The sequence below is a fragment of the Nonomuraea sp. NPDC049400 genome (genome assembly GCF_044466425.1).
GTDB lineage: Bacteria > Actinomycetota > Actinomycetes > Streptosporangiales > Streptosporangiaceae > Nonomuraea.
The window spans coordinates 44,945-66,164 of record NZ_JBITMP010000020.1; the positions used below are offsets into that span (position 1 = coordinate 44,945).

General features: G+C 71.3%; 18 protein-coding genes and 1 pseudogene. 6 read left to right on the forward strand and 13 right to left on the reverse strand.

The window, feature by feature from the left end:
* Positions 1 to 74: 74 nt before the first annotated feature.
* The 4 genes from ACIBVN_RS29440 to ACIBVN_RS29455 form a co-directional block, all read right to left on the reverse strand.
* Positions 75 to 563 carry an OsmC family protein gene (locus ACIBVN_RS29440; RefSeq protein ID WP_397141783.1) on the reverse strand — a complete coding sequence of 163 codons (489 nt, stop codon included), beginning with the start codon at positions 561 to 563 and terminating at the stop codon, positions 75 to 77.
* Positions 560 to 1,204 (reverse strand): GntR family transcriptional regulator, encoded by a 645-nt coding sequence (locus ACIBVN_RS29445; RefSeq protein ID WP_397141785.1) that lies wholly within the window; start codon positions 1,202 to 1,204, stop codon positions 560 to 562. Before ACIBVN_RS29445 ends, ACIBVN_RS29440 begins: the two co-directional genes overlap by 4 nt.
* 567 nt (positions 1,205 to 1,771) lie before the next feature.
* Complete coding sequence (locus ACIBVN_RS29450; protein ID WP_397141787.1) at positions 1,772 to 2,407, reverse strand: transcriptional regulator; 636 nt, start codon at positions 2,405 to 2,407, stop codon at positions 1,772 to 1,774.
* The gene (locus ACIBVN_RS29455; RefSeq protein WP_397141789.1) at positions 2,404 to 2,799 is read right to left on the reverse strand and encodes a DNA-binding protein; all 396 of its coding nucleotides are present in this window, start codon (positions 2,797 to 2,799) and stop codon (positions 2,404 to 2,406) included. The genes ACIBVN_RS29450 and ACIBVN_RS29455 overlap by 4 nt, the downstream gene beginning before the upstream one ends.
* 59 nt (positions 2,800 to 2,858) lie before the next feature.
* Between ACIBVN_RS29455 and ACIBVN_RS29460 the strand changes: the two genes are divergently transcribed.
* The gene (locus tag ACIBVN_RS29460) at positions 2,859 to 4,106 is read left to right on the forward strand and encodes a PEP/pyruvate-binding domain-containing protein (protein WP_397141791.1); all 1,248 of its coding nucleotides are present in this window, start codon (positions 2,859 to 2,861) and stop codon (positions 4,104 to 4,106) included.
* 221 nt (positions 4,107 to 4,327) lie between these two features.
* Positions 4,328 to 4,942, forward strand: coding sequence for a histidine phosphatase family protein (locus ACIBVN_RS29465; protein WP_397141793.1), 615 nt, complete (start codon positions 4,328 to 4,330; stop codon positions 4,940 to 4,942).
* Between the two features lie 188 nt (positions 4,943 to 5,130).
* Here ACIBVN_RS29465 and ACIBVN_RS29470 read toward each other — a convergent pair whose 3' ends face one another.
* The 4 genes from ACIBVN_RS29470 to ACIBVN_RS29485 all read right to left on the reverse strand — a co-directional run bounded on the left by ACIBVN_RS29470 (position 5,131) and on the right by ACIBVN_RS29485 (position 9,628).
* Positions 5,131 to 6,411, reverse strand: a complete 1,281-nt coding sequence (locus ACIBVN_RS29470; RefSeq protein ID WP_397141795.1) for a M24 family metallopeptidase — start codon at positions 6,409 to 6,411, stop codon at positions 5,131 to 5,133.
* A gap of 79 nt (positions 6,412 to 6,490) precedes the next feature.
* A complete protein-coding gene (locus ACIBVN_RS29475; RefSeq protein ID WP_397141797.1) occupies positions 6,491 to 8,065 on the reverse strand; it encodes a penicillin-binding transpeptidase domain-containing protein in 1,575 nt (524 codons plus the stop codon).
* Between the two features lie 52 nt (positions 8,066 to 8,117).
* Positions 8,118 to 8,780, reverse strand: a complete 663-nt coding sequence (locus tag ACIBVN_RS29480) for a lysophospholipid acyltransferase family protein (RefSeq protein WP_397141799.1) — start codon at positions 8,778 to 8,780, stop codon at positions 8,118 to 8,120.
* A 251-nt stretch (positions 8,781 to 9,031) separates the two neighbouring features.
* Complete coding sequence (locus ACIBVN_RS29485) at positions 9,032 to 9,628, reverse strand: NUDIX hydrolase (protein ID WP_397141801.1); 597 nt, start codon at positions 9,626 to 9,628, stop codon at positions 9,032 to 9,034.
* Positions 9,629 to 9,750: 122 nt separating this feature from the next.
* Between ACIBVN_RS29485 and ACIBVN_RS29490 the strand changes: the two are divergent.
* Positions 9,751 to 10,068 (forward strand): annotated as a pseudogene (locus ACIBVN_RS29490) (ABC transporter permease); the annotation flags it as partial.
* A gap of 104 nt (positions 10,069 to 10,172) precedes the next feature.
* Here the strand turns inward: ACIBVN_RS29490 and ACIBVN_RS29495 are convergent.
* The gene (locus ACIBVN_RS29495) at positions 10,173 to 10,496 is read right to left on the reverse strand and encodes a hypothetical protein (RefSeq protein ID WP_397141803.1); all 324 of its coding nucleotides are present in this window, start codon (positions 10,494 to 10,496) and stop codon (positions 10,173 to 10,175) included.
* Between the two features lie 86 nt (positions 10,497 to 10,582).
* Positions 10,583 to 12,556 (reverse strand): HelD family protein, encoded by a 1,974-nt coding sequence (locus ACIBVN_RS29500; protein ID WP_397141805.1) that lies wholly within the window; start codon positions 12,554 to 12,556, stop codon positions 10,583 to 10,585.
* Between the two features lie 72 nt (positions 12,557 to 12,628).
* Between ACIBVN_RS29500 and ACIBVN_RS29505 the strand changes: the two genes are divergently transcribed.
* On the forward strand, positions 12,629 to 13,234 hold the full coding sequence (locus ACIBVN_RS29505) for a TetR family transcriptional regulator (protein ID WP_397141807.1): 606 nt from the start codon (positions 12,629 to 12,631) through the stop codon (positions 13,232 to 13,234).
* Positions 13,235 to 13,433: 199 nt separating this feature from the next.
* Complete coding sequence (locus ACIBVN_RS29510) at positions 13,434 to 15,128, forward strand: SulP family inorganic anion transporter (RefSeq protein ID WP_397141809.1); 1,695 nt, start codon at positions 13,434 to 13,436, stop codon at positions 15,126 to 15,128.
* 116 nt (positions 15,129 to 15,244) lie between these two features.
* On the opposite strand, the gene ACIBVN_RS29515 is transcribed toward ACIBVN_RS29510, so the two are convergent.
* Positions 15,245 to 16,216 (reverse strand): tyrosine-type recombinase/integrase, encoded by a 972-nt coding sequence (locus ACIBVN_RS29515; protein WP_397141811.1) that lies wholly within the window; start codon positions 16,214 to 16,216, stop codon positions 15,245 to 15,247.
* 125 nt (positions 16,217 to 16,341) lie between these two features.
* Here ACIBVN_RS29515 and ACIBVN_RS29520 point away from each other — a divergent pair, with 125 nt between their 5' ends.
* Entirely contained in the window at positions 16,342 to 16,899 is a 558-nt protein-coding gene (locus ACIBVN_RS29520) for a hypothetical protein (protein WP_397141813.1), read from the forward strand.
* Positions 16,900 to 16,904: 5 nt separating this feature from the next.
* On the opposite strand, the gene ACIBVN_RS29525 is transcribed toward ACIBVN_RS29520, so the two are convergent.
* Together ACIBVN_RS29525 and ACIBVN_RS29530 are read right to left on the reverse strand one after the other, a co-directional pair.
* Positions 16,905 to 18,560: an acetolactate synthase large subunit gene (locus ACIBVN_RS29525; RefSeq protein WP_397141815.1), complete on the reverse strand. Its 1,656-nt coding sequence runs from the start codon at positions 18,558 to 18,560 to the stop codon at positions 16,905 to 16,907.
* Between the two features lie 298 nt (positions 18,561 to 18,858).
* Entirely contained in the window at positions 18,859 to 20,787 is a 1,929-nt protein-coding gene (locus tag ACIBVN_RS29530) for an ABC transporter ATP-binding protein (protein WP_397141818.1), read from the reverse strand.
* Between the last annotated feature and the right edge of the window lie 433 nt (positions 20,788 to 21,220).

Genomic DNA, 21,220 nt, shown 5'->3' on the forward strand with positions numbered 1-21,220 from the left:
GGCGGCCACCGTGTGAGGTCCCGCCCCCGCGCGATGGCGCGCGCCTGGTCAGGGATGCCGTGCGCGGCCTCGGCTCACGAGGCCGCGGCGTCCTGGCCCTCGCTGCCGACGGTCGGCTCGTGGCGTACCGGGAAATTCACGGAACTGGCGATGAAGCACGCGCTATGGGCGTCTTCGTGCAGCTTGACGGCGGCGTCCACCATGTCGGGCGACGCCACGGTGACGGCCGGGCGCAGCACCACCTCGGTGAAGTGGCCGCCGTCCGCAGTCTCGGCCATGGTGCCGACCGCGTTGTCGACGTACTCGGTGACAACGACGCCCGCCACGGCGCACTTGTGCAGATACGACAACATGTGGCACTGCGAGAGCGAGCCGACCAGCAACTGCTCAGGGTTCCAGCGCGACGGGTCGCCGCGGAAGGCGGGGTCGGAGCTGGCCGCGATGGCCTGCGGGCCCTCGGCGGTCAGCTCGTGCTCGCGGCCGTAGTCGCGGTAGCCGCTGGTGCCGGTGCCCTTGTTGCCGGTCCAGGTCACGACGACCGGATAGGTGTGCTGGCGGCTCATGCTCGCTTCTCCTCACTGGTGGTGATGGTACGGGTGTCGAGTACGTGTGCGCGGGCCACCTTGGCGGCTTCCTCCGCCTGGCCGAGGACGATCGCGGCGACGAGCTCCTCGTGTTGCGCCGAGACGTGCGCGGGCCGCGACGGCGGCGCGAGTGAACGCAACGTGGACACTTGGATCTGGTCCCAGATCCGCTCCAGCGCGTGCAACGCCATCGAGTTGCCCGCCAGCTCCGCGATCAGCTGGTGGAAACGGCGGTTCAGCCGAACCGCCTCGGCGAACCGCCCCTCCGCGGTGGCGGTCGCCGTCTCGGCCGCGACGTCACGGAGCGCGACGAGCTCGGCGGGGGCGATGCGGCCCTCGCGCTGGCGCGTGGCGGCCAGCTCGGCGGTGAGCGCCTCCAGCGCCGCCCGTACCTGGTAGGCCTCTTCGAGGTCGCTTCGCTCCAGCGCCACGACCACCACGCCGCGCCCCGAGGGCCGCACGAGCCCGTCGGCCGCCAGCGCCCGCAGCGCCTCCCGTACGGGGGTCCGGCTCATCTCCAGAGCGGCCGCCACTTCCATCTCGGTCAGCCGCGCCCCGGGCGGGTAGGCGCCATCGAGGATCAACTCCCGCAGTCGGCTGCGCGCTACATCGGTCTGCACGCGAGCAAGCATAGCGCTCGGCATGCATTGCATGCAAAGGATGCAATGCATGCCGAACGTCTTCAGCTGGGCATATGGATGCTCATCCCAAAGGCCATACCGGGCATCCGGAACGGGTGTCGGGCTGGAGCGGGTTCGCCATTCGCATTGGGAACGGTCACTGAGGTTTCTCGGCGAAATGATCTGTGCGGCGTTATACGGTTCGGCTCAGCGGGCGGTGCTGGAGCGATCGGTCCGGGCATGAGACCCCGCCCGGCGAGCGGGTCAACCGCACTGACCCGCCACGTGCAAGTCGATCGGCACGCCGCCCCGCCAACGCGCTGACGCCCTGCTCAACGTCGCCTTCAAGGCCCTGCGCAGGGTCGGCCCCGACCCGCCGCCATCGCCCGGTCCGCCTTGCCCGCTGCGCCTTGCCTGGTCCGCCTTACCTGGCCAGGCCGGATCGGCAGGGTAGGCGTCCTTCTCGCCGGGGTTCGCCGGGCGGCCCAGGCGGAACCGCGCCGGACACGAAGCGCGAGACTCCGCTTCCCGGGCACGCAATCGGGCGGACGTACGCCTGCGACGCGGTCATGGTTGCGCGTGCCGGTCGAGGCCGAGCGTGGCGATGAGGTCTTCGTGGAGCTGGAACCAGACGCGATGACAGGAGTCGACGTCGGTGCGGTCCACCCAGGCGTTCTCCCCGGCTCGGGCGCGCGCCAGGGCTGCGGTGAATCGGGTGTCGTATCCGCGCAACCGGGTCAGGATGCTCCCGAGCCGGTCGGCCAGTGGCGTGAGGGCGCGGGAGATGCCGGCGAGGTCGTAGAGGATTCGGGCGTCCCAGGCGAAATCGGAGTGGTCGTTGACGGCGAGCCGGTCGCCGGCGGTGGGCCGGAGTTGCCAGTCGGTGCAGGCTCGGAGCAGGAGGGCGTTCAGCGGGAGGAACTCGCGGTAGACGTCCCGGACCTCCTCGGCGGCGCCGACGCGTGCGAGCTCGGCCGCGAGCCGGCGCTCGTTCTCGGCCCGGCCAGGTTCGGTAAGCGACCAGCCGGCGGTGCCGGCGAAGGCGGTGTGCCCGGCCCAGCCGCGTGCCTCGGCGTCGCGCAGCAGCTCTTCGGTCAGGGCCGCGTCGAGCTCGTACCGCTGGGCGATCAGCGGGGTGTCCGCGAACCCGAGGATGCGCACCGCGTGCAGGACCAGCAGGTCGGGCGGAGAGTCGCGCGTCATGAGCCGGCGTCCTGTCGCGCTGTCAGGCGGGTGTAGTGCTGCTGGCACGCCTGCGGGGAGTTGAATCCCATCTGGTGCGCTATCTGCGCCCACGTCAGTCCGGCGCTGCGGGCCATGAACAGCAGGGCGGATTCGAGTCCTTCGACTTCGGCGCGTGCGGCGGGCAGGAGGGCCAGCGCACTCAGGACGCCCTCCGGGTCCAGGTCGGCGTTACGCCAGACGGCGAACTGGACGAGGTCGACCGCCGACGGCAAGGCCGGCGAGGGGCGCCATGGGCGGGCGTCGAGCGCGTCCGCGCCCAGGCGCAGAAGGCGTTGGCTCGCGTGGTGCTCGCGGTCGGCCTGGGCGTGGTCTGCGCGCCCGGTGTGCGTGATGTCCTGCTTGCGTGACATGCCGTCCATGATCCACAATCAAGAAATTGTTGTCAATGTTTCGTTGAAAGGCGGGGCGGATGATCGTACCCCTCATGTCGGCTGCCGCCGACACGTGCGGGGGCAAGGCCGGTGCGCTCGGCGCGCTGCTTCGCGCAGGACTGCCGGTTCCCGACGGCTTCGTGGTGTCGTTCGCCGCCTACCGCGCCGCCGTCCGCGACCTGGACCTCGAGCGGTTCGCCGGCGAGCCGGACCACCTCGGCGCGGTGCGGCGGGCGATCGAGGCGCGCCCGGTCCACGCCACCGTGATCGACGCGCTCGGACGCGCGCTCGACGAGCTCGGCGATCCGCCCGTCGCGGTGAGATCATCCGCCGCGCACGAGGACACCGGCCAGGCGTCGGCGGCCGGTCAGCACGACAGCTTTCTCGCCGTGCGCGGGGTCGGCGCGGTCACCGACGCCATCCGCGCCTGCTGGGCCTCGCTGTTCACGTCGCGCGCCATCGACTACCTGGGCGCCTCCGGCCGCGGCGGCCGGCCCTTCGACGATCTCGCCATGGCCGTCCTCGTGCAACGCCATCTGGACGCCGAGGTGTCCGGGGTCATGTTCACGCCCGCGGACCCGTACGACGCGACCCGGATCGAGGCGTCCTGGGGGCTCGGCCCCAGCATCGTCGGCGGCACGGTCACGCCTGACGCCTACCGCGTCGCCGCGGACGGGTCGGTCACCCGCACGGTCGCGCACAAACGGACCCGCCTCGACCGGCGCGGCAGGCGGCTCGTCATGTCCGACGTGCCCACCCATGCCCGCGACCGGCCGGCAATCGACGACGCGACCGCCAGACTGCTCGCCGAGCTGGGCAAGGAGAGCGCCGCCGTACGCGGCGGACCGCAGGACGTCGAGTGGGCGATCGCCGACGGACGTACCTGGATCCTGCAGGCACGGCCGGTCACCGCCGCGCCCCCGGCGTGGCCGTCGTCTGCCGGCCCCGCCCCGGCCGTCGCGTCCACGCTGACCGGAACGCCCGGCAGCCACGGAGTCGTGACCGGGACCGCGAGGATCATCCGCGGTCCCCGCGACTTCACCCGCGCGCACCCCGGCGACATCATCGTCTGCCCCTTCACCGACCCCGCCTGGACGCCGCTGCTACGCATCGCCGCCGGCGTCATCACCGAAACCGGAGGCGTGCTCTCCCACGCCGCGATCGTCGCTCGCGAGCACGGCATCCCCGCGGTCCTCGGCATCCCGGACGCGACCAGCAGACTCCACGACGACACCACCATCACCATCGACGGCACCACCGGCACTGTCACGGCGGCCAACGCGTGACCGATCCTCTGCCTTTCCGGCTGACAAGCCATCACCCGCGAGCCGCACACCGCCGAAGAAGCACGAGTACCGGCAGCCGTCACGGCATGGACTCCACCCATCCGGCGGCGCACAGCCTCCTCTCCCTACGCCGCATCGAACAGCCGCACTCGCACCCACGTCACCCACGATCGAAAGGAGACGGGAAGCGGGCCCACGCGGGCGCCGCGCCCCAGCTGCTCATGACCACGCGACACCTCTACCTGGCACGCCACGGCGCGGCCGACGCCTTTGGGAACCTCACCGACATCGGTCGCCGGCAGGCGGGCCTGCTGGGCGAACGGCTCGCCGGCCTGCCGGTCGACGCCGTGTGGCACTCTCCGCTACCGCGCGCCATGGCCAGCGCGCAGGAACTCGCCCGCCACCTGGGCAACGCGCCCGTCGCGGAGGCCGCCGAACTCATCGACCATGTGCCCTACGTCCCCCCCGCAGCCGAAACACCCCCGTCCTGGGCCGGCTTCTTCGACGGCTACGACGACGCCGAGGCGGCCTCGGGGCAGAAACTCGCCGAGGCCCTGGTCGCCCGGTTCGCCAAGGTCCCCGACACAACCGCGACAGGAACGCGGCGCGACACCCACGAGGTTCTGGTGACGCACGCCTACCAGATCGCGTGGCTGGTGCGGCATGCCATGGACGCGCCGCCGTCGCGGTGGCTCGGCCTGAACAGCGCCAACGCCGCACTGACGGTCATCGACTACCGCACCGGCCTGCCGCCGACGCTCGTGATGTTCAACGACATGAGCCACCTCCCGGCCGACCTGCGCTGGACCGGGTTCCCCGACGGCATGAGGCCATGAGGCGGCCAGCCACGTCCCGAACGCGTCTGCACGGCTGGGCTCCGACGCCCCCTCGCCCATGTCTGATCGTGAAGCTACTCCGGGCTGCACGCCTACGGAGCCCGAGTAGCGCCGCCGGGCGGCAGACGCTCGGCCACATCCAGCCGTACCTCGCCGCCCACAGTGGGGCTTGTGCCGGGAGGCCGGTTTCACGGCCGGCGTGTGGCCGATTCGGGGGTCCGGTGGCTCACGGTGGTGAGCTCCGGTCCCGCGTCCGTGACGATGACGTCCTCCTCGTACCCGGCCCCGCCCACCGAATGAACCGCGAGCCTGCGCTCCAGAGCCAGGCACATCCCGGCCTCGGCCCGCTCGCCCGCGTGCGGCCCGTCCTCGATGATCCACGGCGGTTCGAACGACAGCCCCAGCCCGTGCCCCCAGCCCCCGTGCATCTCGGGTTCGGGCAGCCCGTGGTGGGTCGCGAACGCCGACCGTTCGAACACCTGCTGGCACCGGCGCGCCACCTCGCCGAAGGGCCGGCCGGGCCGCAGCAGCTCGATCCCGGCCAGGACGCTGTCGCGGACCGCGTCGAGCAGCCGCCGCTGCTCCGTGGTCGGCTCCTCGCCGACGACCCACGTGCGGGCCAGCTCGAACAGGTAGCCCTGCACCGACCCGTACAGGTCCATCCTGAGCAGGTCGCCCGCCGCGAGCCGCCGGTCGGCGGAGTAGGGCGCGGGACCGGAGGCGGCGAACGTGTGGGACTCGGCGCCGGACGAGATGCCCATGCCGTAGTAGGCGCCGCCCGCCCGGACGATCTCGGCGACGGCGGCGGCCGCCACGTCGGCCTCCGTGGCGTCCGGCGCGGCGGCGTCCCGGGCGGCGGCCATCGCGCGTACGCCCAGCGCTCCGGAGGCGCGCAGCAGGTCCAGCTCGGCCGGGCTCTTGATCCGGCGCGCCTCCCAGGCCAGCTCGTCGGCGCACACCAGCTCGTGGCCGGGCAGCACCGAGCGCAGGCGGCACCACCAGGGCGCGGCCATCGCCTCGCAGCCGATCAACGCGACCTTGCCGGGCCGGATCCAGGCCCTGATCTGCTCGGCGAGCGCGTCCACGAGATCGGCCGCGACCCGCACGCGCGCCACCGGCCGCGGCTCCTGGAGATTCCCGGAGTCGGTGATCAGCATGGCCGCGACACGATCGTGGCCCCTGAGCGCCGCGGTCCAGCCGGTACGCGCCGCGTGGCCGTTCGAGATCGCCGGGGGAACGTCCACCGGCAGCACGACGGCCGCGTGGCCCCGCGCCCGCCAGTGGCCGGGAGCGTCGGGGACGAAGGGCTGGTGCTGGTAGAAGCCCGTGAGGTGGTGGACGTCGGCGTAACGGTCCTGCCCGGATCCGCCTCTGGACCAGGCCACGACCCCGTGGAAGCCCTCCCGCGCGGCCCGCCGCCTCATCGCCTCCTGCCGCGCCGCGTACTCCTCGGCACCGATTCCCCCCACAATCGACACCTGCCCAGCACCGGCGCGGGCTCACCTCACCCAGTTCGGCTGCCCCCGAAGGCTCCAAGCAGAGTGAGCCTTACAGCCCCTTGAGGAAGGCCGCCGCCACAGGCGCCGCGACCTTGCCACCCGCGCCGCCGCCCTCCACGACCACCGCGAACGCCACGTCGCCCTTGAAGCCCATGAACCAGGCGTGGCTGTTCAGGTCGTCGCCGGTGCCGTACTCGGCTGTGCCGGTCTTGCCGTGCGTGCCGGCGGGCAGCCCCGCCGCCTTGGCCGTGCCCTTGGACACCACGGCCGCCATCATCTCGTGCAGCTGCTCCTTCACCCCGTCGGGCAGCTGCCGCTCCGTGACCTTCTGCTTCAGCGAGGGTACGAGCGTCGGCGGCCGCCAGGTGCCGTCGGCGATGGCGGCGGCCACCGAGGCCATCGTCAGCGGGCTGGCCGTGATCCTGCCCTGCCCGAACGCCTCCGCGGCCAGCTCGGCGTCGGACTGGGCCTTGGGGAAGCTGGGCTTGGTGGCCGGCACGCCGATGTTGAGTGGCTGGTTGAAGCCCACGTCCTCGGCCGCCTCGAGCAGCTTGCCGGCGCCCAGCTTCTGCTGGGCCAGCGGCGCGAACGTGGTGTTGCACGAGTGCGCGAACGAGTCGAGGAACGACAGCGACCCGAACTCCTCCTTGTCGGAATTGCGGATCTTCAGCCCGCCGACGGTCGAGTACATCGGGCACGTCACCGTGTCCTGAGGCGTCATCCCGGCCGCGAGCAGCCCGATCGCCGTGACCGCCTTGAACGTCGAGCCGGGCGGGTAGCGGCCGTCCAGCGCGCGGTTGAAGCCGCCCTGGTTGTTCACCACGGCCAGGATCTCGCCCGTGGACGGCTTGATCGCCACCATCGAGGTGGGCTTCTTCATGTCCTTGACCGCCCCCACCGCCGCGGCCTGCGCGTGGGGGTCGAGCGTGGTCTGCACGGGCTTGCCGTCGGTGCCCTCGATGGTCTGCAGCGCCTTGCCGCCGAGCTGGATCTCGGTGGTGGGCGTGCCCGCCAGCTGCTTCTGGAACGTCTCCTGCAGCCCGCCGCGTCCGATGGCCTGGCCGACCTTGTAGGAGGAGCCGAGCCGGGTCACGTCCTTCTTGCCGGCCTTGTCGAGGTAGCCGACGAGCTGCTGCACCGACCCGCCGACCGTGCCGGTGTCGATCCGGCCGCCGTCGGCGTCGGTGATCTCGGCCCGGTCGGGCCAGCGCGTCTTGATCCCGAAGGTGGCCCCCGCCGTCATCGACGGATGCAGCGTCGTGGGCTTCCAGTCGACCTTCCAGGTGCGGTCGGCCACCATGAGGTCGATCTGGCCCTGGTAGGACCACTTGCCGATGTTCTTGAGTGTCAGGGTCGCGGTGTACGGGGCGCGGGCCCGGTCGTCGACCTCGGTGATCTTGCCGAGCTGGATCGCGGTGGACTCGACCGCGAGCGCGCTGCGTTGCTGGTCGTACGCGCTGAGCTGCTGCGGCTTGGCCAGCAGGGCCGTCATGGCGGCCTTGTCGCCCGCCTGCCACGCGGCGGCGAAGCGCTGCGCCGTCTCGGCCGGTGTGCCCCTCGTGTGCAGCACGTAGTACGCGCCACCGGCCGCGGCCCCCACCGCGAGCACGACGGCGCCGGACACGATCGCGATCGTACGACCCCGCGCCACTAGATCCCCCTGACCTTCGACGACATTAGGACTGTCCGTTGGTGGCTGCCTTGACGCTGGCGGCGTACGCCGGCACGTATTCCTGGCCGGACAGCTTCTGGATGGCCGCCATGATCTCGTCGGTCACCCGCCGCCGGTCGCGGGCCTTGGTGTGGTCGCCCTCGAACCGCATGGGCGCCCCGATGGAGATGCCGATCCGCGCGGGCCTCGGCACCTTCGAGCCGAGAGGCAGCACCTTCTCGGTGCCGGTGAGCGCCACCGGCAGCACCGGCGCGCCCGTCTTGAGCGCCAGCCAGGCCACCCCGACTTTGCCCCGGTAGAGGCGGCCGTCGGGGGAGCGGGTGCCCTCCGGGTGGATGCCGAACAGCTCGCCCCGCTCCAGCAGCTCGGCGGCGGCGTCGAGCATGGCCTGCGCGGCGTGCGCGCTCTCCCGGTCGATCGGCAGGCTGCCGCCCAGCCGCATGAAGAACCCGGAGACGGGGTTGCCCTCGAAGTACTCGTTCTTGGCGGTGAACGTCACGTGCCGCGGCAGCAGCGCCGGCAGCAGGAACGAGTCGAGCACCGACAGGTGGTTGGCGGCCAGGATCGCGGGCCCGCTCCTGGGCACATGCGCCGCGCCGGAGATGTGCGGCCGGCACATCGCTTGGGCGAGCGGCGCGGCGGCGAACTTGACCACTTCGTACAGCAACGAGCTCTCCTGATCATCGGGCGGTCGGCCACCCCACCATAAAGCAGGCGCCCCGCCCGAGGGCGGGACGCCTGGAAAAGCCGTCTAGGCCGATGTGGCGGTCGCCTCCTCGGCGAGATGCACAACACGGCTCCAGCCGAACGGTATTCCGTGAAGGCGGTAATTTGCGGCCCGGGGGACACAGACCACATCGGCCTTTTGATGCTAACGGACATCCGGCGATCGCTATTCCACCGGGCCCCAAGATTCGGTCAGGTTCTCGTCCAGCGAGGCTGAACCACATCGAAGACCCGCTGCTCGCGGCCACGAAGCGCAACCTCCGCGAATTGCCACAAAATTGCCCCAGTCGGTGCGTGCACCACGATGGAGGGCCCCAGCGGCATCTGCAGCAGCTCCCCCTGCCAGCGTGGCACCCCGGGCCTCAGGAACCACTCCAGCGGCACGGCGTGCACCGAGGCCACTTCACGGGGGTCCGCCACCGGCTCCTGCGTGCCGCCGAACGCCACCACCGGCGTGATCACGAACCCCGAGTCGGTGACGAAGTCGTCGAGCAGCCCGGCCACCTCGACCCCGGTGACGCCCGTCTCCTCCTCCAGCTCGCGCAGCGCCGCGTCCACCGGCCGCTCCCCGTCGTCGAGCCGCCCGCCGGGCAGCGCCCACTGCCCGGGATTGCGGCCGCGGGCGGCCCGCTTGATCAGGACCGTGTACGGGACCCGCTCGGCGTCCTCCAGCACGCACACGGTGACGGCGGCCCTGCGCACCCCGCCGGTGGGCGGGACCTCCCGCCGGTCGAAGGCGGTCAGATGAGACCTGATCTGCTCGCGCAGTTGATCGATCGGCGACAGCACACCTCAAGGATCGCACGGCGCCCTGCGCGGGAGCGCTCACAGGGGCCGGCAGCGCCTGCACGATGGCCCGCACGATCGACAGCCCCAGCCCAGCGCCCCTGGACGAGCGCACCCGCTGGCGCACCATGGTCATCTCCGTGCTGGAGCGCCGCAAGGAGATCGGCCTGCGCCGCTCCCTCGGGGCCACCCGCGGTCAGGTGCGCATCCAGTTTCTGGCGGAGTCGCTGCTGCTGTCGGCCCTGGGCGGCGTGGCGGGCTCGGTGCTGGGCGCGCTGGCGACCACGGCGTACGCCCTGTCACGGGACTGGCCGCCGGTCGTGCCGCCGTGGGCCCTGGGCGGCGCGATCGGGGCGACGCTCCTGATCGGCACCCTCGCGGGGCTCTACCCGGCCATGCGGGCCGCCCGGCTGTCTCCCACGGTCGCCCTCGCCGCCACCTGAGGTGTGCGGCGGGCCCCGGAACCCGCCGTGCCCGGGCTCGTCCATGCGGCGGCCCGGGCTTTGGGCACGCTGAACGCAGGGCGGCAGCCCCGGGATGGTCGACGTCAGGGCGACATGCTGCCCACGATGATGGCGCCGAGCACGATCCCCAGGACCATCCCCACGCCGGCGGCGACGGCGGCCCACTTGCCCAGGGGCTCGCCCCGCGTGTGGCCGACGACGCCGAGCACGATGCCGGCCAGCCCGAACAGGATCGGGATGAACAGCACGGCCACCGCCGCGCAGACGAACCCGATGATCGACAGGACCTGGTTGCTCGGTGGCTGCTTCTGGGGAGGCGGCGGCGGGTATGGCGGCGGCTGCGGCCACTGCTCGTCGCGCGCGTGCGGCGCGTCGTCGCCCTGGGACGGATCCTGCGAAGAGGTCACTGACGGGCTCCTCTCGAGACGTGAACAACATCACACACCGAAGGCGCCCGTCCTGTCGAGCCGACGTACCGGGATATGTAGGGAAATCAAATGGCTTCTGCCGGGCGGGAAAGCTGGTGCGGCAGAGCCCTGGCGTGTACGACGTCCAGCCGGGAGACGGCGCGGGTGACTGCGACGTACAGGCGGTTCAGGCCGCGCCGCTCGGCCTCGGCGATGGCGGCGGGCTCGGCCACGATCACATGGTCGTACTCCAGGCCTTTGACCAGCGAGGCGGGCTGCACGCTGAGGCGGCCGTCCACGTCCATGCCCTCGTCCCAGAGCGCGGACGTGAGCGCCTCGACGTCGGCGTCCGCCGCGATCACCCCGACCGACCCCTCGAACGCCAGCGCCTCGCGCACCGCCGCCACCACTCCCTTCTCCAGCCCGCTCACGTGCGTGACGCGCAGGCGGCCGTCCGAGCGGTACGAGCGGGTCGCGGGCACCTGGACGGCCAGCGCCGCCAGGAGGGTGTTGGCCAGCTCGACCACGGCGGCGGGCACCCTGAAGCCGGTGGTCAGGGCGATGACCCGGCCCTCCGGCTTGCCCAGCAGCGCCATGCGCTCCGGCCACGAGGAGGCCGCCCACGGCGTGGTGCCCTGGGCCAGGTCGCCGAGCACGGTGAGCGAACCGTGCTCGCTGCGCCTGGCCACGGCGCGGCACTCCATGGGCGACAGGTCCTGGGCCTCGTCGAGGATGACGTGGCCGTAGCCGCGCGGGCGCTCGATGAGGCCGGCGATCTCGTCGAGCAGCACGAGATCGGCGGCCGTCCACTTGGCGCTCTTGACGCTGCGTGGCGGCCTGGCCCAGGTGACGGCCGCCCACTCGGCGTCCGTCAGCACGCCTGCGACCGCCTCGCCCCGCAGGACCCCGTACAGGACCTCTTCCGGTTTGACGGCGGGCCAGACGGCGTCAAGGAACGGGATGACGCCGCGGGCGATCTTGCGGGTCCAGGCCGCGCCGGCCGTCCGCCCCCTCGCCTCCGACTGGCGGCGGATCGCGGAGACCACCCTGGCCTGGACCCGCTCCCTGCCCACCCCGTACGGCAGCGACTCGCGGCGCGTGTCGTCCACGATGCGGCGCAGCTCGTCCTCCTGCACCCGCCACCGGTAGGAGCCGTCGGGCACCGCCACCGGCTCCACCGGCTTGCTGATCCGCCCGTACAGGGCCTTGCGCAGGACCTCCGCCATCCGGACGTCGTGCTTGACCATCCCGGCGGCCTCGCTGTCCACGGCGGTGACGGGGACGGTGGCGAGCAGGCGCTCCAGAGTGGTCTGTACGACGTCCATCTCGCCGAGCGCGGGCAGCACGGCGGAGATGTAGCCGAGAAAGGCCCGGTTGGGGCCGAGCACCAGCACGCCGGAGCGTTCGAGCCGCTGCCGGTGCGCGTACAGCAGGTACGCCGCCCGGTGCAGCCCGACCGCCGTCTTGCCGGTGCCCGGCGCGCCCTGGACGCAGATCGAGGCGTCCAGGTCGGCGCGTACGAGGTCGTCCTGCTCCGGCTGGATGGTGGCCACGATGTCGCGCATGGGGCCGACGCGGGGGCGTTCGATCTCGGCGGCCAGAATGCGCGACCTGCCTTCCTCGCCCTGCTCGAGCCGTTCGTCCTCGAAGCTCGTCAGCGTCGTCCCCGACCAGCCGAAGCGGCGGCGCACCGCGACGCCCTGCGGGTCACGGGCGCTGGCCCGGTAGAACGCCCGCGCGACCGGCGCGCGCCAGTCGATCACCACGGGCGGGCCTCCGTGCTCGCCGGTGATGTGCCGCCTGCCGATGTGGTAGGCGCGCCCGCCGTGCTCGGCAGAGCCCTGGCCGAAGTCCAGCCGGCCGAAGAACGGCGGCCCGTCGGGCTCCTCGCTCAGCTCCTTGGCCAGGCTCTTCAGGTGGCGTCCCAGCCGCTCGGCGCTGTAGCGGTCGCCGGCCACGGTCTCACCGACGATCACGTTGTCGCGCGCGCCTTCGAGCATCCTGCGCAGACCGGCCTTGCAGCGTTCGACGTACTGCCTCTCGTCGTCGAGCGTGCCCACTCGCACCTCCCTCGGAAAGTGTTAACTCGGTTAAGAGATTAACCAGGTTAATACTTTTGCTAGGGTGTGCTCATGACGGGACTACGGGAGCTCCAGCGGCAGCGCGTCCACGAGGCCATCTCGGCGGCGGCCATCACGCTCTTCCTGGAGCGCGGCTTCGACGAGGTGCCCGTGACGGAGATCGCGGCGGCGGCGGGGGTGTCGAAGCCGACGCTGTTCAAGTACTTCCCGACCAAGGAAGACCTCGTGCTGCACCGGATCGCCGACCACCAGGGCGAGGCCGCCCGCGTCGTGCGGCGGCGAAAGCCGGGGGAGCGGCCGCTGGAGGCGCTGCGCCGCCACTTTCTCGACGGGCTCGCCAGGCATGACCCCGTCACGGGGCTCAGCGACGACCCGGAGGTGCTGGCCTACAACCGGATGGTGTTCTCCACGCCCAGCCTGGCCGCCCGGCTGTTCCAGCACATGTCGCTGGACGAGCGGGCCCTGGCCGAGGCGCTCGCGGAGACGACCGACGACCTGACCGCCGATCTGGTCGCCGGGCAGGTGCTGGCCGCCCAGCGGGTGCTGGCCCGGCGCAACGTGGACCTGCTGGCGGAGGGGCGGCCGCTGGCGGAGGTGGAGCAGGAGGCGGTGCGGGCGGCCGAGCGTGCCTTCTCGCTCCTTTCCGCCGGCGGGTGAACTTCCCGTTTCTCGCCTCGCGAACATCTCGTTTAGGCAGCTGAGAAGGGGTGTAATTCATACGGTGACAACCGCTTGACCAATTGCAGAAAGCTGCAATTTGGGGCATTGCGGGGCGGGCTTTGCTCAAGGGAGTGACAGTGAGACGACGCTTCACGCTCATGACCGGTCACAGAATGACACCGAAAGGTGACGTAACGTGACGGACGTGCTGACCTTTGCCTGGGGGCGGCTGCGGGCCGTGCTGCCGGAGCGCGAGGCGCTGGCCGCCATGTGCCGCCGTCCCCGCCAGGATCTGCTCGCCGGGCTCACGGTGGCGGTCGTCGCACTGCCGCTGGCCCTCGGGTTCGGCGTGTCCTCGGGGCTCGGCGCCGCGTCCGGGCTGGCCACGGCCGTGGTCGCCGGGTCGCTGGCGGCCCTGCTCGGCGGCTCCAACTTCCAGGTGTCGGGCACGAGCGGCGCCATGACGGTGATGCTCATGCCGATCATGGACACCCACGGCGCCACCGGTGTCCTCACCGTCGGCGTGCTGGCCGGGCTGCTGCTCGTCGTGCTCGCGCTGACCGGCGCCGGCCGCTGCATGGCCCTGGTCCCCGCCCCGGTCGTGGCGGGGTTCACCGTCGGCATCGCCTGCGTGATCGGCCTGCAGCAGGTGCCCCACGCGCTCGGCGTCGAGCCGGACGGCAGCCACAAGGTTGCGATCGTGGCCTGGCACGCCGTCCTCGACTTCCTCAGCCGGCCGCACTGGTGGGCCATGCTCGTCGCCGTCGCGGTGGCCGCGGCGGTGCTGGTGGCCGCGCGCGTGCGGCCGAGCCTGCCCTTCGCGCTGCTCGCCGTGGCCGCCGCCACCGTGGTCGCCGAGCTGACCGGGCTGCCGCTGGCCAGGATCGGCGACCTGCCGTCCGGCCTGCCCGCGCCGTCGCTGGGGTTCCTGGACCCGGGCGCGCTGCCGTCCCTGATCGCCCCCGCCGTCGCGGTGGCCGCCCTGGCCGCGCTGGAGTCGCTGCTGTCGGCCTCCGTCGCCGACGGGCTGAGCGGCGGGCACCGGCACGACCCCGACAGGGAGCTGTTCGGCCAGGGCGTGGCCAACCTCGTCACCCCGCTGTTCGGCGGCATGCCCGGCACGGGCGCCATCGTGCGCACTGCGGTCAACGTCCGCTCCGGCGCCCAGTCCCGGCTGGCCGCGCTGGCCCACGCGGCGATCCTGGCCGCGATCGTCTACACCGCCGCCGGGCTGGTCGCCAGGATCCCGCTGGCCGCGCTGGCCGGGGTGCTGCTGGCCACGTCGGTGCGCATGGTGGAGGTCGACACGGTCAGGGGCATGTTCAGGTCCACCCGGGGCGACGCCGCGGTGCTGGTGCTGACGGCCGTCGCCACGCTGACGCTCGACACGGTGCTCGCCGTCATCCTCGGCCTGGTGGTGGCGGGGGCGCTCGCCGTGCGCGCCATGGCACGCAACGCGCGCCTCGACGCCGAGCCGCTCCGCCACGACCTGCAGCCCCATCACACGGAGGACGAGCACGCGCGGCTCGCCGAGCACATCGTCACCTACCGCCTGGCGGGGCCGCTGTTCTTCGCCGGGGCCCACCGGTTGCTGATGGAGCTGTCGGAGGTGACGGACGTGTCCGTGGTGGTGCTGCGCATGTCCCGCGTCACCACCATCGACGCCAGCGGCGCGCTGGTCCTGGGTAACGCGATCGAACGGCTCGAGCGGCGCGGCATCAGCGTGTACGTCTCGGGCATCCCGGACCGCCACCACCAGCCGCTGAAGGCCCTCGGGGTGCTGGCCCGGCTCGACCGGGCGGGGCAGGTGTTCGCCACGACCGACGAGGCCATCGCCGCCGCCCGCGACCGTCTCCACAACACCGGCGTGCTTCCCCACCTCGCCGGCTGACCCACCGCCCGCTCAGCCCGATCGCCACGACTCCACCCGCCCGCCCACCTCGTCCGCCAACGGCGGCGGTCTTCCCTCGCCTCCCCAGCCGGCAGGCGGTGGGACGGGTGTGGTCCTCAGGACAGGGGGCGGGGGGCGGGCAGGCGGAGGCGGTCGACGGCGTCGCGGCGCGTCTTCTCCGGGCGGCGGTCATAGCGGGCCGTCGTGGCGGGGGAGGAGTGGCCGACCAGGGCTTGGGCCGTGGCCAGGTCCACCCCGGCGTCCAGCAGCTCGCCGATGAACGTGCGCCGGAAGTCGTGCGCGGTACGCCGGGACGCCCCCGCCTCGGCCAGGCGGCGGGCCAGGATGTCGGCGACGCCCTGCCCGGTCAGCCCCACAGGCCGCCCGTCGCGCATCCGCAGCCGGCCCGCCTTGCTGATCGGGCTGAACAGCGCCCCAGGCGAGTCCCCCCGGATCGCCAGCCACCGCTCCACCAGCCCGATCGCGTCGGTGGTGAGATAGACGAGGCGCTCCTTGTCGCGCTTGCCGCGCACCCGCAGCGACCGGCTGCCCGGGTCGTAGTCGGCCAGCGACAGGCCCCCGAGCTCGGCGCGCCGGCAGCCGGTGGAGTAGAGGACGGCGATCAGCGCCGCGTCCCGCACTCCCGCCGGCGAGTCGTCGCAGGCCGACAGGGCCGCCCCGACCACCTCGGGTGGCACGTGGTGCCCGGTTGGCAGGCGGCTCTGGCGTACCGGGGCCAGGTCGGAGGCGCGGGCGAAGTCCTCGGCGCTGGTCTGGCCCAGCCGCCACGCCTCCTTCAGCACGCGCCGCAGCGCCACCAGGTGCTTGTTCACGTAGGCCGCCGACCAGCCCTGGTCCGTGAGCATCGTACGGATGCGGACCGTGTGCTCGTAGCGCAGCAAATGCCACGGCTGGCCCGCGCCCATGGCGCTCTCGTCGCCGGTGAGCAGCCGGGCCAGCCGGTCGAGGCAGCCGCGCATCGTGCGGCGCGACTCGGGGCTGGTGAGGGAGTCGAGATAGACGTGGTACGGGTCGCGCGCCGGCTCGACCGGCGGCGCCGGCACCTCGGGGACGGCGGGCAGGCTCACCTCGCCGATCTTACGGCCCGCACCGCCGCCGGGCCGCCGTGGCTATCGGGACCAGGTCACCAAGAATCCGGACCTCGAGCGCGCGAGATCTGTGTCGCCGGCGGCCCACTGGCGACACTTGGCGCATGAACCGATCTTCTGCGCCTCCCCGCGCGCTGCCGGCCATCGCCCATCGCTGGCCCACCCTGCTCGGGCTGAGCTTCGCCACCTTGAGCCTCCTGGACTTCGAGGACGGCCGCAGCCTGGGCTTCGTCGTCTTCCTGGCAGCGCTCATCTACCTCGGTACGGCAGTGCTCGGCAAGCCAGGCACGGTCTGGGCCCTGTTCGTCATCAGCACCGTGGCGTGGGTGGCGCTGGACAAGCTCGGGATCGATCCCTGGCCCAGCCTGATCGGCGGCGCGATCTCCCTCATCGTCCTCGGACTGGCGGGCGGGCTGTTGCGCCAGCCGTTGCTGACGGCGGCGCAGGTCCCGGGCATGCTGGTCTTCGGCGGGGCGGCGGTGCTGGCGCTGACCCTGTCGCCCCAGACCGGCGGCTTCCTGGTCGCGGCGGCGCTGATCGGCCACGGCGTACAGGACGTGCTCGTCTGGCGGGCCAAGCAGGTGGTGGCGCGGTCGATGGCGGAGTTCTGCATGGTCCTCGACTTCCTGCTCGGCGCGGGGATCCTGGTGCTGAGCCTTTGACCCGATCAGAAGGGGCCGGTGAGCTCGCCCAGCTTGTCGGTCAGCTCCAGGTTCGCCGAGTAGTCGACCGGCACCGCGATCACCGACACCACGTCGTCCGCCAGCGCCTTGCGCAGCGTCGGCAGCAGCTCGTCCGCGCCGGTGATCCGGTAGCCGCGCGCCCCGAAGCTCTCCGCGTACTTCACGAAGTCCGGGTTGCCGAACGCGACATTGGAGTCGCGCCCCAGCTCCAGATCCATCTTCCACTTGATCAGCCCGTACGCGCCGTCCACCCACACCAGCACCACGAACGGGATCCGCTCCCGTACGGCGGTCTCCAGCTCCTGCGAGTTCATCAGGAAGGCGCCGTCACCCGTGGCCGCCAGCACCTTGCGGTGCGGGAAGGCCAGCTTGGCCGCCAGCGCGCCCGGCACCGAGAAGCCCATGGACGACAGGCCGTTGGAGACCAGCATCGTGTTCGGCTCGTACGTCGGGTACATGCGGGCCATCCACATCTTCACCGCCCCCGTGTCCGCCAGCACGATGTCCTCGCGCCCCATCGCCTCGCGGATGTCGGCCACCACCCGGCGCGGCGACAGCGGGAAGGCGCCCTCCGACCGCCCCTGCTCCAGCTCCTCACGCACCATGCGGCGGATCTTCTCCCCGGTGCCGTTGATCTCGAAGCGCCGGTGCACGGCGTCACCGAGCGCGTGCAGCGACCGCGAGATGTCCCCCTGAACGCCGACCGCCACCGGGTAGTGGTCGTCCACCTCGGCCGGGAACTGGTGAATATGGATGATCTTCTTGTCCCGCGCCGGGTTGATCTTGACCGGGTCGAACTCCTGGAGCTCGTACCCCACGCTGATCAGCACGTCCGCCTCGTCGAACCCGAAGTTCACGTAGTCGTGCCGCATGAAGCCCACCGCGCCCAGCGCGTGGCGGTGGTCGTCGGGGAAGACGCCCTTGCCGTTGAACGTGGTCGCCACCGGCAGCCCGAGCCGCTCCGAGAACCGCACCAGCGCCTGCGCGGCACCGGCGCGCGTGGCGCCGTGCCCGGCCAGCACGATCGGCCGGCGCGCGGCGGCCAGCACGTCGGCCGCGCGGGCGATCTGGGCGGGCGAGGGGTCCTGGGGGCGTACCACGTTGAGGGGGAGCGGGCGCAGGCCGGCGGGCACCGGCGCCGACTCGACGTCCTCGGGGATGGCGAGGTAAACGGCGCCTGGACGTTCGGTCTGCGCGGTCTTGAACGCCTTGCGGATCATCTCGGGCAGCGCCTGCGGCGACGGCACGAGCTCCGCCCATTTGGTGATCGGCCTGAACATCGACACCAGGTCCACCACCTGGTGCGACTCCTTGTAGATGCGGTCGAGCCCGACCTGCGCGGTGATCGCCACCACGGGGGTGCTGTTGGTGGTGGCGTCGGCCACGCCGAGCTGCAGGTTGATCGCGCCCGGGCCGAGCGTGGCCGAGGCCACCCCCGCCTTGCCGGTCAGCCTGCCGTAGATCTCGGCCATGAACGCCGCGGCCTGCTCGTGGCGTACGAGGACGTAGCGGATGGAGGAGTCCTGGAGCGCGTCGACGAAGTGGATGTTCTCCTCACCGGGGATGCCGAAGACGTACTCGACGCCTTCCGCCTCCAGTGCCTGCACGATGAGCCGGGCCGCGTCGGCCTGCGGGGACATGGGACACGCCTTCTTTCATGTACGACTGCTTTCCAGCAAGCGCGCGGAGGCCGGTGTTCATTCCGCGCAGGCCTGGAGAAGGGCGGGTTCGACGAGCTCACCGCCGGCGCCCTCGCCCGAACGCCACCGGCAGCGTCACCATCACCGCGCGGCCGAGCCTGCTGACCCCGCCAGGGCCGCTCACCGTCCAGGCCGGCTCCGACTCAGGGACAGAAAGGGGCGCGACGAGCGGCATGGCTGATCGATTCAGCACCCACGACGTTGAGGAGCGTTGCGGCTCTGCGGACCCGCGGCATGATCACGTTGCGGTGGACCGGTTCCGCGGTACCGGCTGTTGCCGCAGGTCAGACTCTGCGTCGTCGGGCTCGCCCGAATTGCCGGGCTGGTAGCCCTCGGCCTGCAGGCTGAACAGTCGCTCGTACACGCCACCTGAGGCCATGAGCTGGTCGTGTGTGCCCTCTTCTGCAACCCTTCCGTCAGCCAGCACCACGATGTGATCGGCGGTGCGGACCGTTCCCAGGCGATGGGAGATCAGCAGGCTGGTCTGGCCGTGCCGGTGCTCACGTAGCCGGATGTGGATCTCATGCTCTGCCTCGGCGTCCAAGCCGGAACTCGGCTCATCCAGGATCATCAGCTCGCGCCCTTCCCGCAAAAGCCCGCGGGCGAGTGCCAGCCGCTGCCACTGCCCTTCGGACAGCAGAACTCCGGTTTCGGAGTTTTCCGCGGCGCTGAGATGGGTGCGGCTCAGCATGGTGTCGTAGCTGAGAGGCAGCTCGGCGAGCCTGCGGTGGATGCCGGCGTTTCGCGCCGCCTTCTCGATGCTGGGTCGATCGCCCAGTGCCCGGACGTCGCCGATGGCGATGTTCTCGGCGGCGGTCAAGTCGTAGCACATGTAGTCCTGGAAGACGGCGCAGATCCGGGTGCGCAGTTCGTCCACCGGAACATCACGGATGTCGACTCCGTCCCAAAGGATCGCGCCTCGTTCGGGATCGTAGAAGCGGCACAGCAGCTTGACCAAGGTGCTCTTACCCGCTCCGTTGGCTCCCACCAGCCCAATTGCCTGGCCGTGTGGAATGAACAGGTCGATGCCGCGCAGCGCCCAGGGATGATCCGGGCTGTAGCGGAACCAGACGTCACGGAACCTGATGCCTTGGCTGAGAACAGGCAGCGGCAGAGGCTGGGCAGGAGACTTGAGGTCCGGTTCGCTGCTGACGATGTCTCGGTAATAGCCGAACAGCAGCAAGGCATGGTGTGCCGTAGCGATCTCGGAAACCATGTTTGTCGAGGAGGCCTGGGTGCCGGCCACTGCGGCGATGAACAGCGCGATGTCGCCTGCTGTCAGCTTTCCCTGGCCGGCTGCGTGGATGGCCAGAAGCAAGCCTCCGCCCGCGACCGTGGCGCTGAGCCAGCTCAACGTGCTTTGGATGACAAGTTCCCGCCGATCCATACGTCGTTTCGCCGCATTCGCCGCCTGCCGTTCGGCCGACATTCGCTTCCGCAGAAATGCGCCGGCCCCGAACAGCCGGACTTCCTTGGCCGCGTCAACGTTGCTCAGCAACCAGCCGTAAAACAGTTCCCGTCGCTCGGTGGGACTCACCGACCACAACATCCTTGCCCGGCTTCGACTGAGCGAGATCTCGGCGAGCAGAATCGGGATCATGGAGAGGAGAAGCGCGCCGGTGACGGCTGGGTCCAGCACGGCAAGAGAGGCGATGAATCCACCGGTCGTCAGAGCTCCGGCGGTGACTCCGAGCAGGCCGTCGAACAACTGGCCAGAGGTTCTGGCGGCGGCTTGTTCAGCGAGCCGCAGCCGGTCGAGAAAGCGCGGATCCTCGAATCGTCCGAGACCGGGAAACCCCCCGACCGCGGTGTAGAGCCGGTCCTGAGCCAGCAGGGCGGTCCTGCGCTCCATCTCTCCCCGGAGATACTGAACCGCCTGCGGCAGCAGTGCGGTGATCAGCCCGACGATCGCGAGGCCGGCTCCGAGCCAGTAGAGGCCCGGGCCGAACACCGACCCGCCAAGCCGGTCCAGGATGAGTTTGATCAGCCAGGCGGTGGCGACCGGGAGAGCGGCCATGAGGATGACGAGCAGCCCATACAGTGCCAGGTGAAACGGCGCGGCCCGGGAAGCCAGGCCTAATGCGACAACGGCTATGCGAATCATGATGGTCCAAGAGGAGGCCGGGGCAGGCTCTGCCGAGATCTGCCCCGGCTTGGGCGTCAACATCAGGCCTGGTTGCTCGTCAGGCGGTTGTGCAGTCGTCGCCGAAGACTTGGCAGCCGCAGTAGCACCAGACGTCCTGCCCGCTCTTGTAGCAGCACCTTCTCTTCCGCTTGGCGCAGCATGCTCCGATACCTCTGTCGCAGTTGGCGGATGTGCATGCGGCGGCCTGGCCGACGACCCTCGGGACGATAAGTCCGAGCAGTCGATCGCCTAGAGAGCTGATTACTCTTACCATTCCACTCCTTTCCTTTTCGTGGGGGACGCTGGATTGCGGCAAGGACATTGGGGCTGGTTTGTCAGCAGCCGATTGCGCAATCCCCGCAGCCAGTTCGGCAGCCGCAGTAGCACCAGACGTCCTGCCCGCTCTTGTAGCAGCACCTTCTCGTCCGCTTGGCGCAGCATGCTCCGATACCTCTGTCGCAGTTGGCGGATGTGC

What these genes read in the sequence shown, in the direction of transcription:
- ACIBVN_RS29520 (WP_397141813.1), top strand. Translation starts at nt 16,342, where the DNA reads ATGAACCGATCTTCTGCGCCTCCCCGCGCGCTGCCGGCCATCGCCCAT.
- ACIBVN_RS29525 (WP_397141815.1), bottom strand. Translation starts at nt 18,560, where the DNA reads ATGTCCCCGCAGGCCGACGCGGCCCGGCTCATCGTGCAGGCACTGGAG.
- ACIBVN_RS29440 (WP_397141783.1), bottom strand. Translation starts at nt 563, where the DNA reads ATGAGCCGCCAGCACACCTATCCGGTCGTCGTGACCTGGACCGGCAAC.
- ACIBVN_RS29455 (WP_397141789.1), bottom strand. Translation starts at nt 2,799, where the DNA reads ATGTCACGCAAGCAGGACATCACGCACACCGGGCGCGCAGACCACGCC.
- ACIBVN_RS29460 (WP_397141791.1), top strand. Translation starts at nt 2,859, where the DNA reads ATGATCGTACCCCTCATGTCGGCTGCCGCCGACACGTGCGGGGGCAAG.
- ACIBVN_RS29450 (WP_397141787.1), bottom strand. Translation starts at nt 2,407, where the DNA reads ATGACGCGCGACTCTCCGCCCGACCTGCTGGTCCTGCACGCGGTGCGC.
- ACIBVN_RS29530 (WP_397141818.1), bottom strand. Translation starts at nt 20,787, where the DNA reads ATGTTGACGCCCAAGCCGGGGCAGATCTCGGCAGAGCCTGCCCCGGCC.
- ACIBVN_RS29505 (WP_397141807.1), top strand. Translation starts at nt 12,629, where the DNA reads ATGACGGGACTACGGGAGCTCCAGCGGCAGCGCGTCCACGAGGCCATC.
- ACIBVN_RS29465 (WP_397141793.1), top strand. Translation starts at nt 4,328, where the DNA reads ATGACCACGCGACACCTCTACCTGGCACGCCACGGCGCGGCCGACGCC.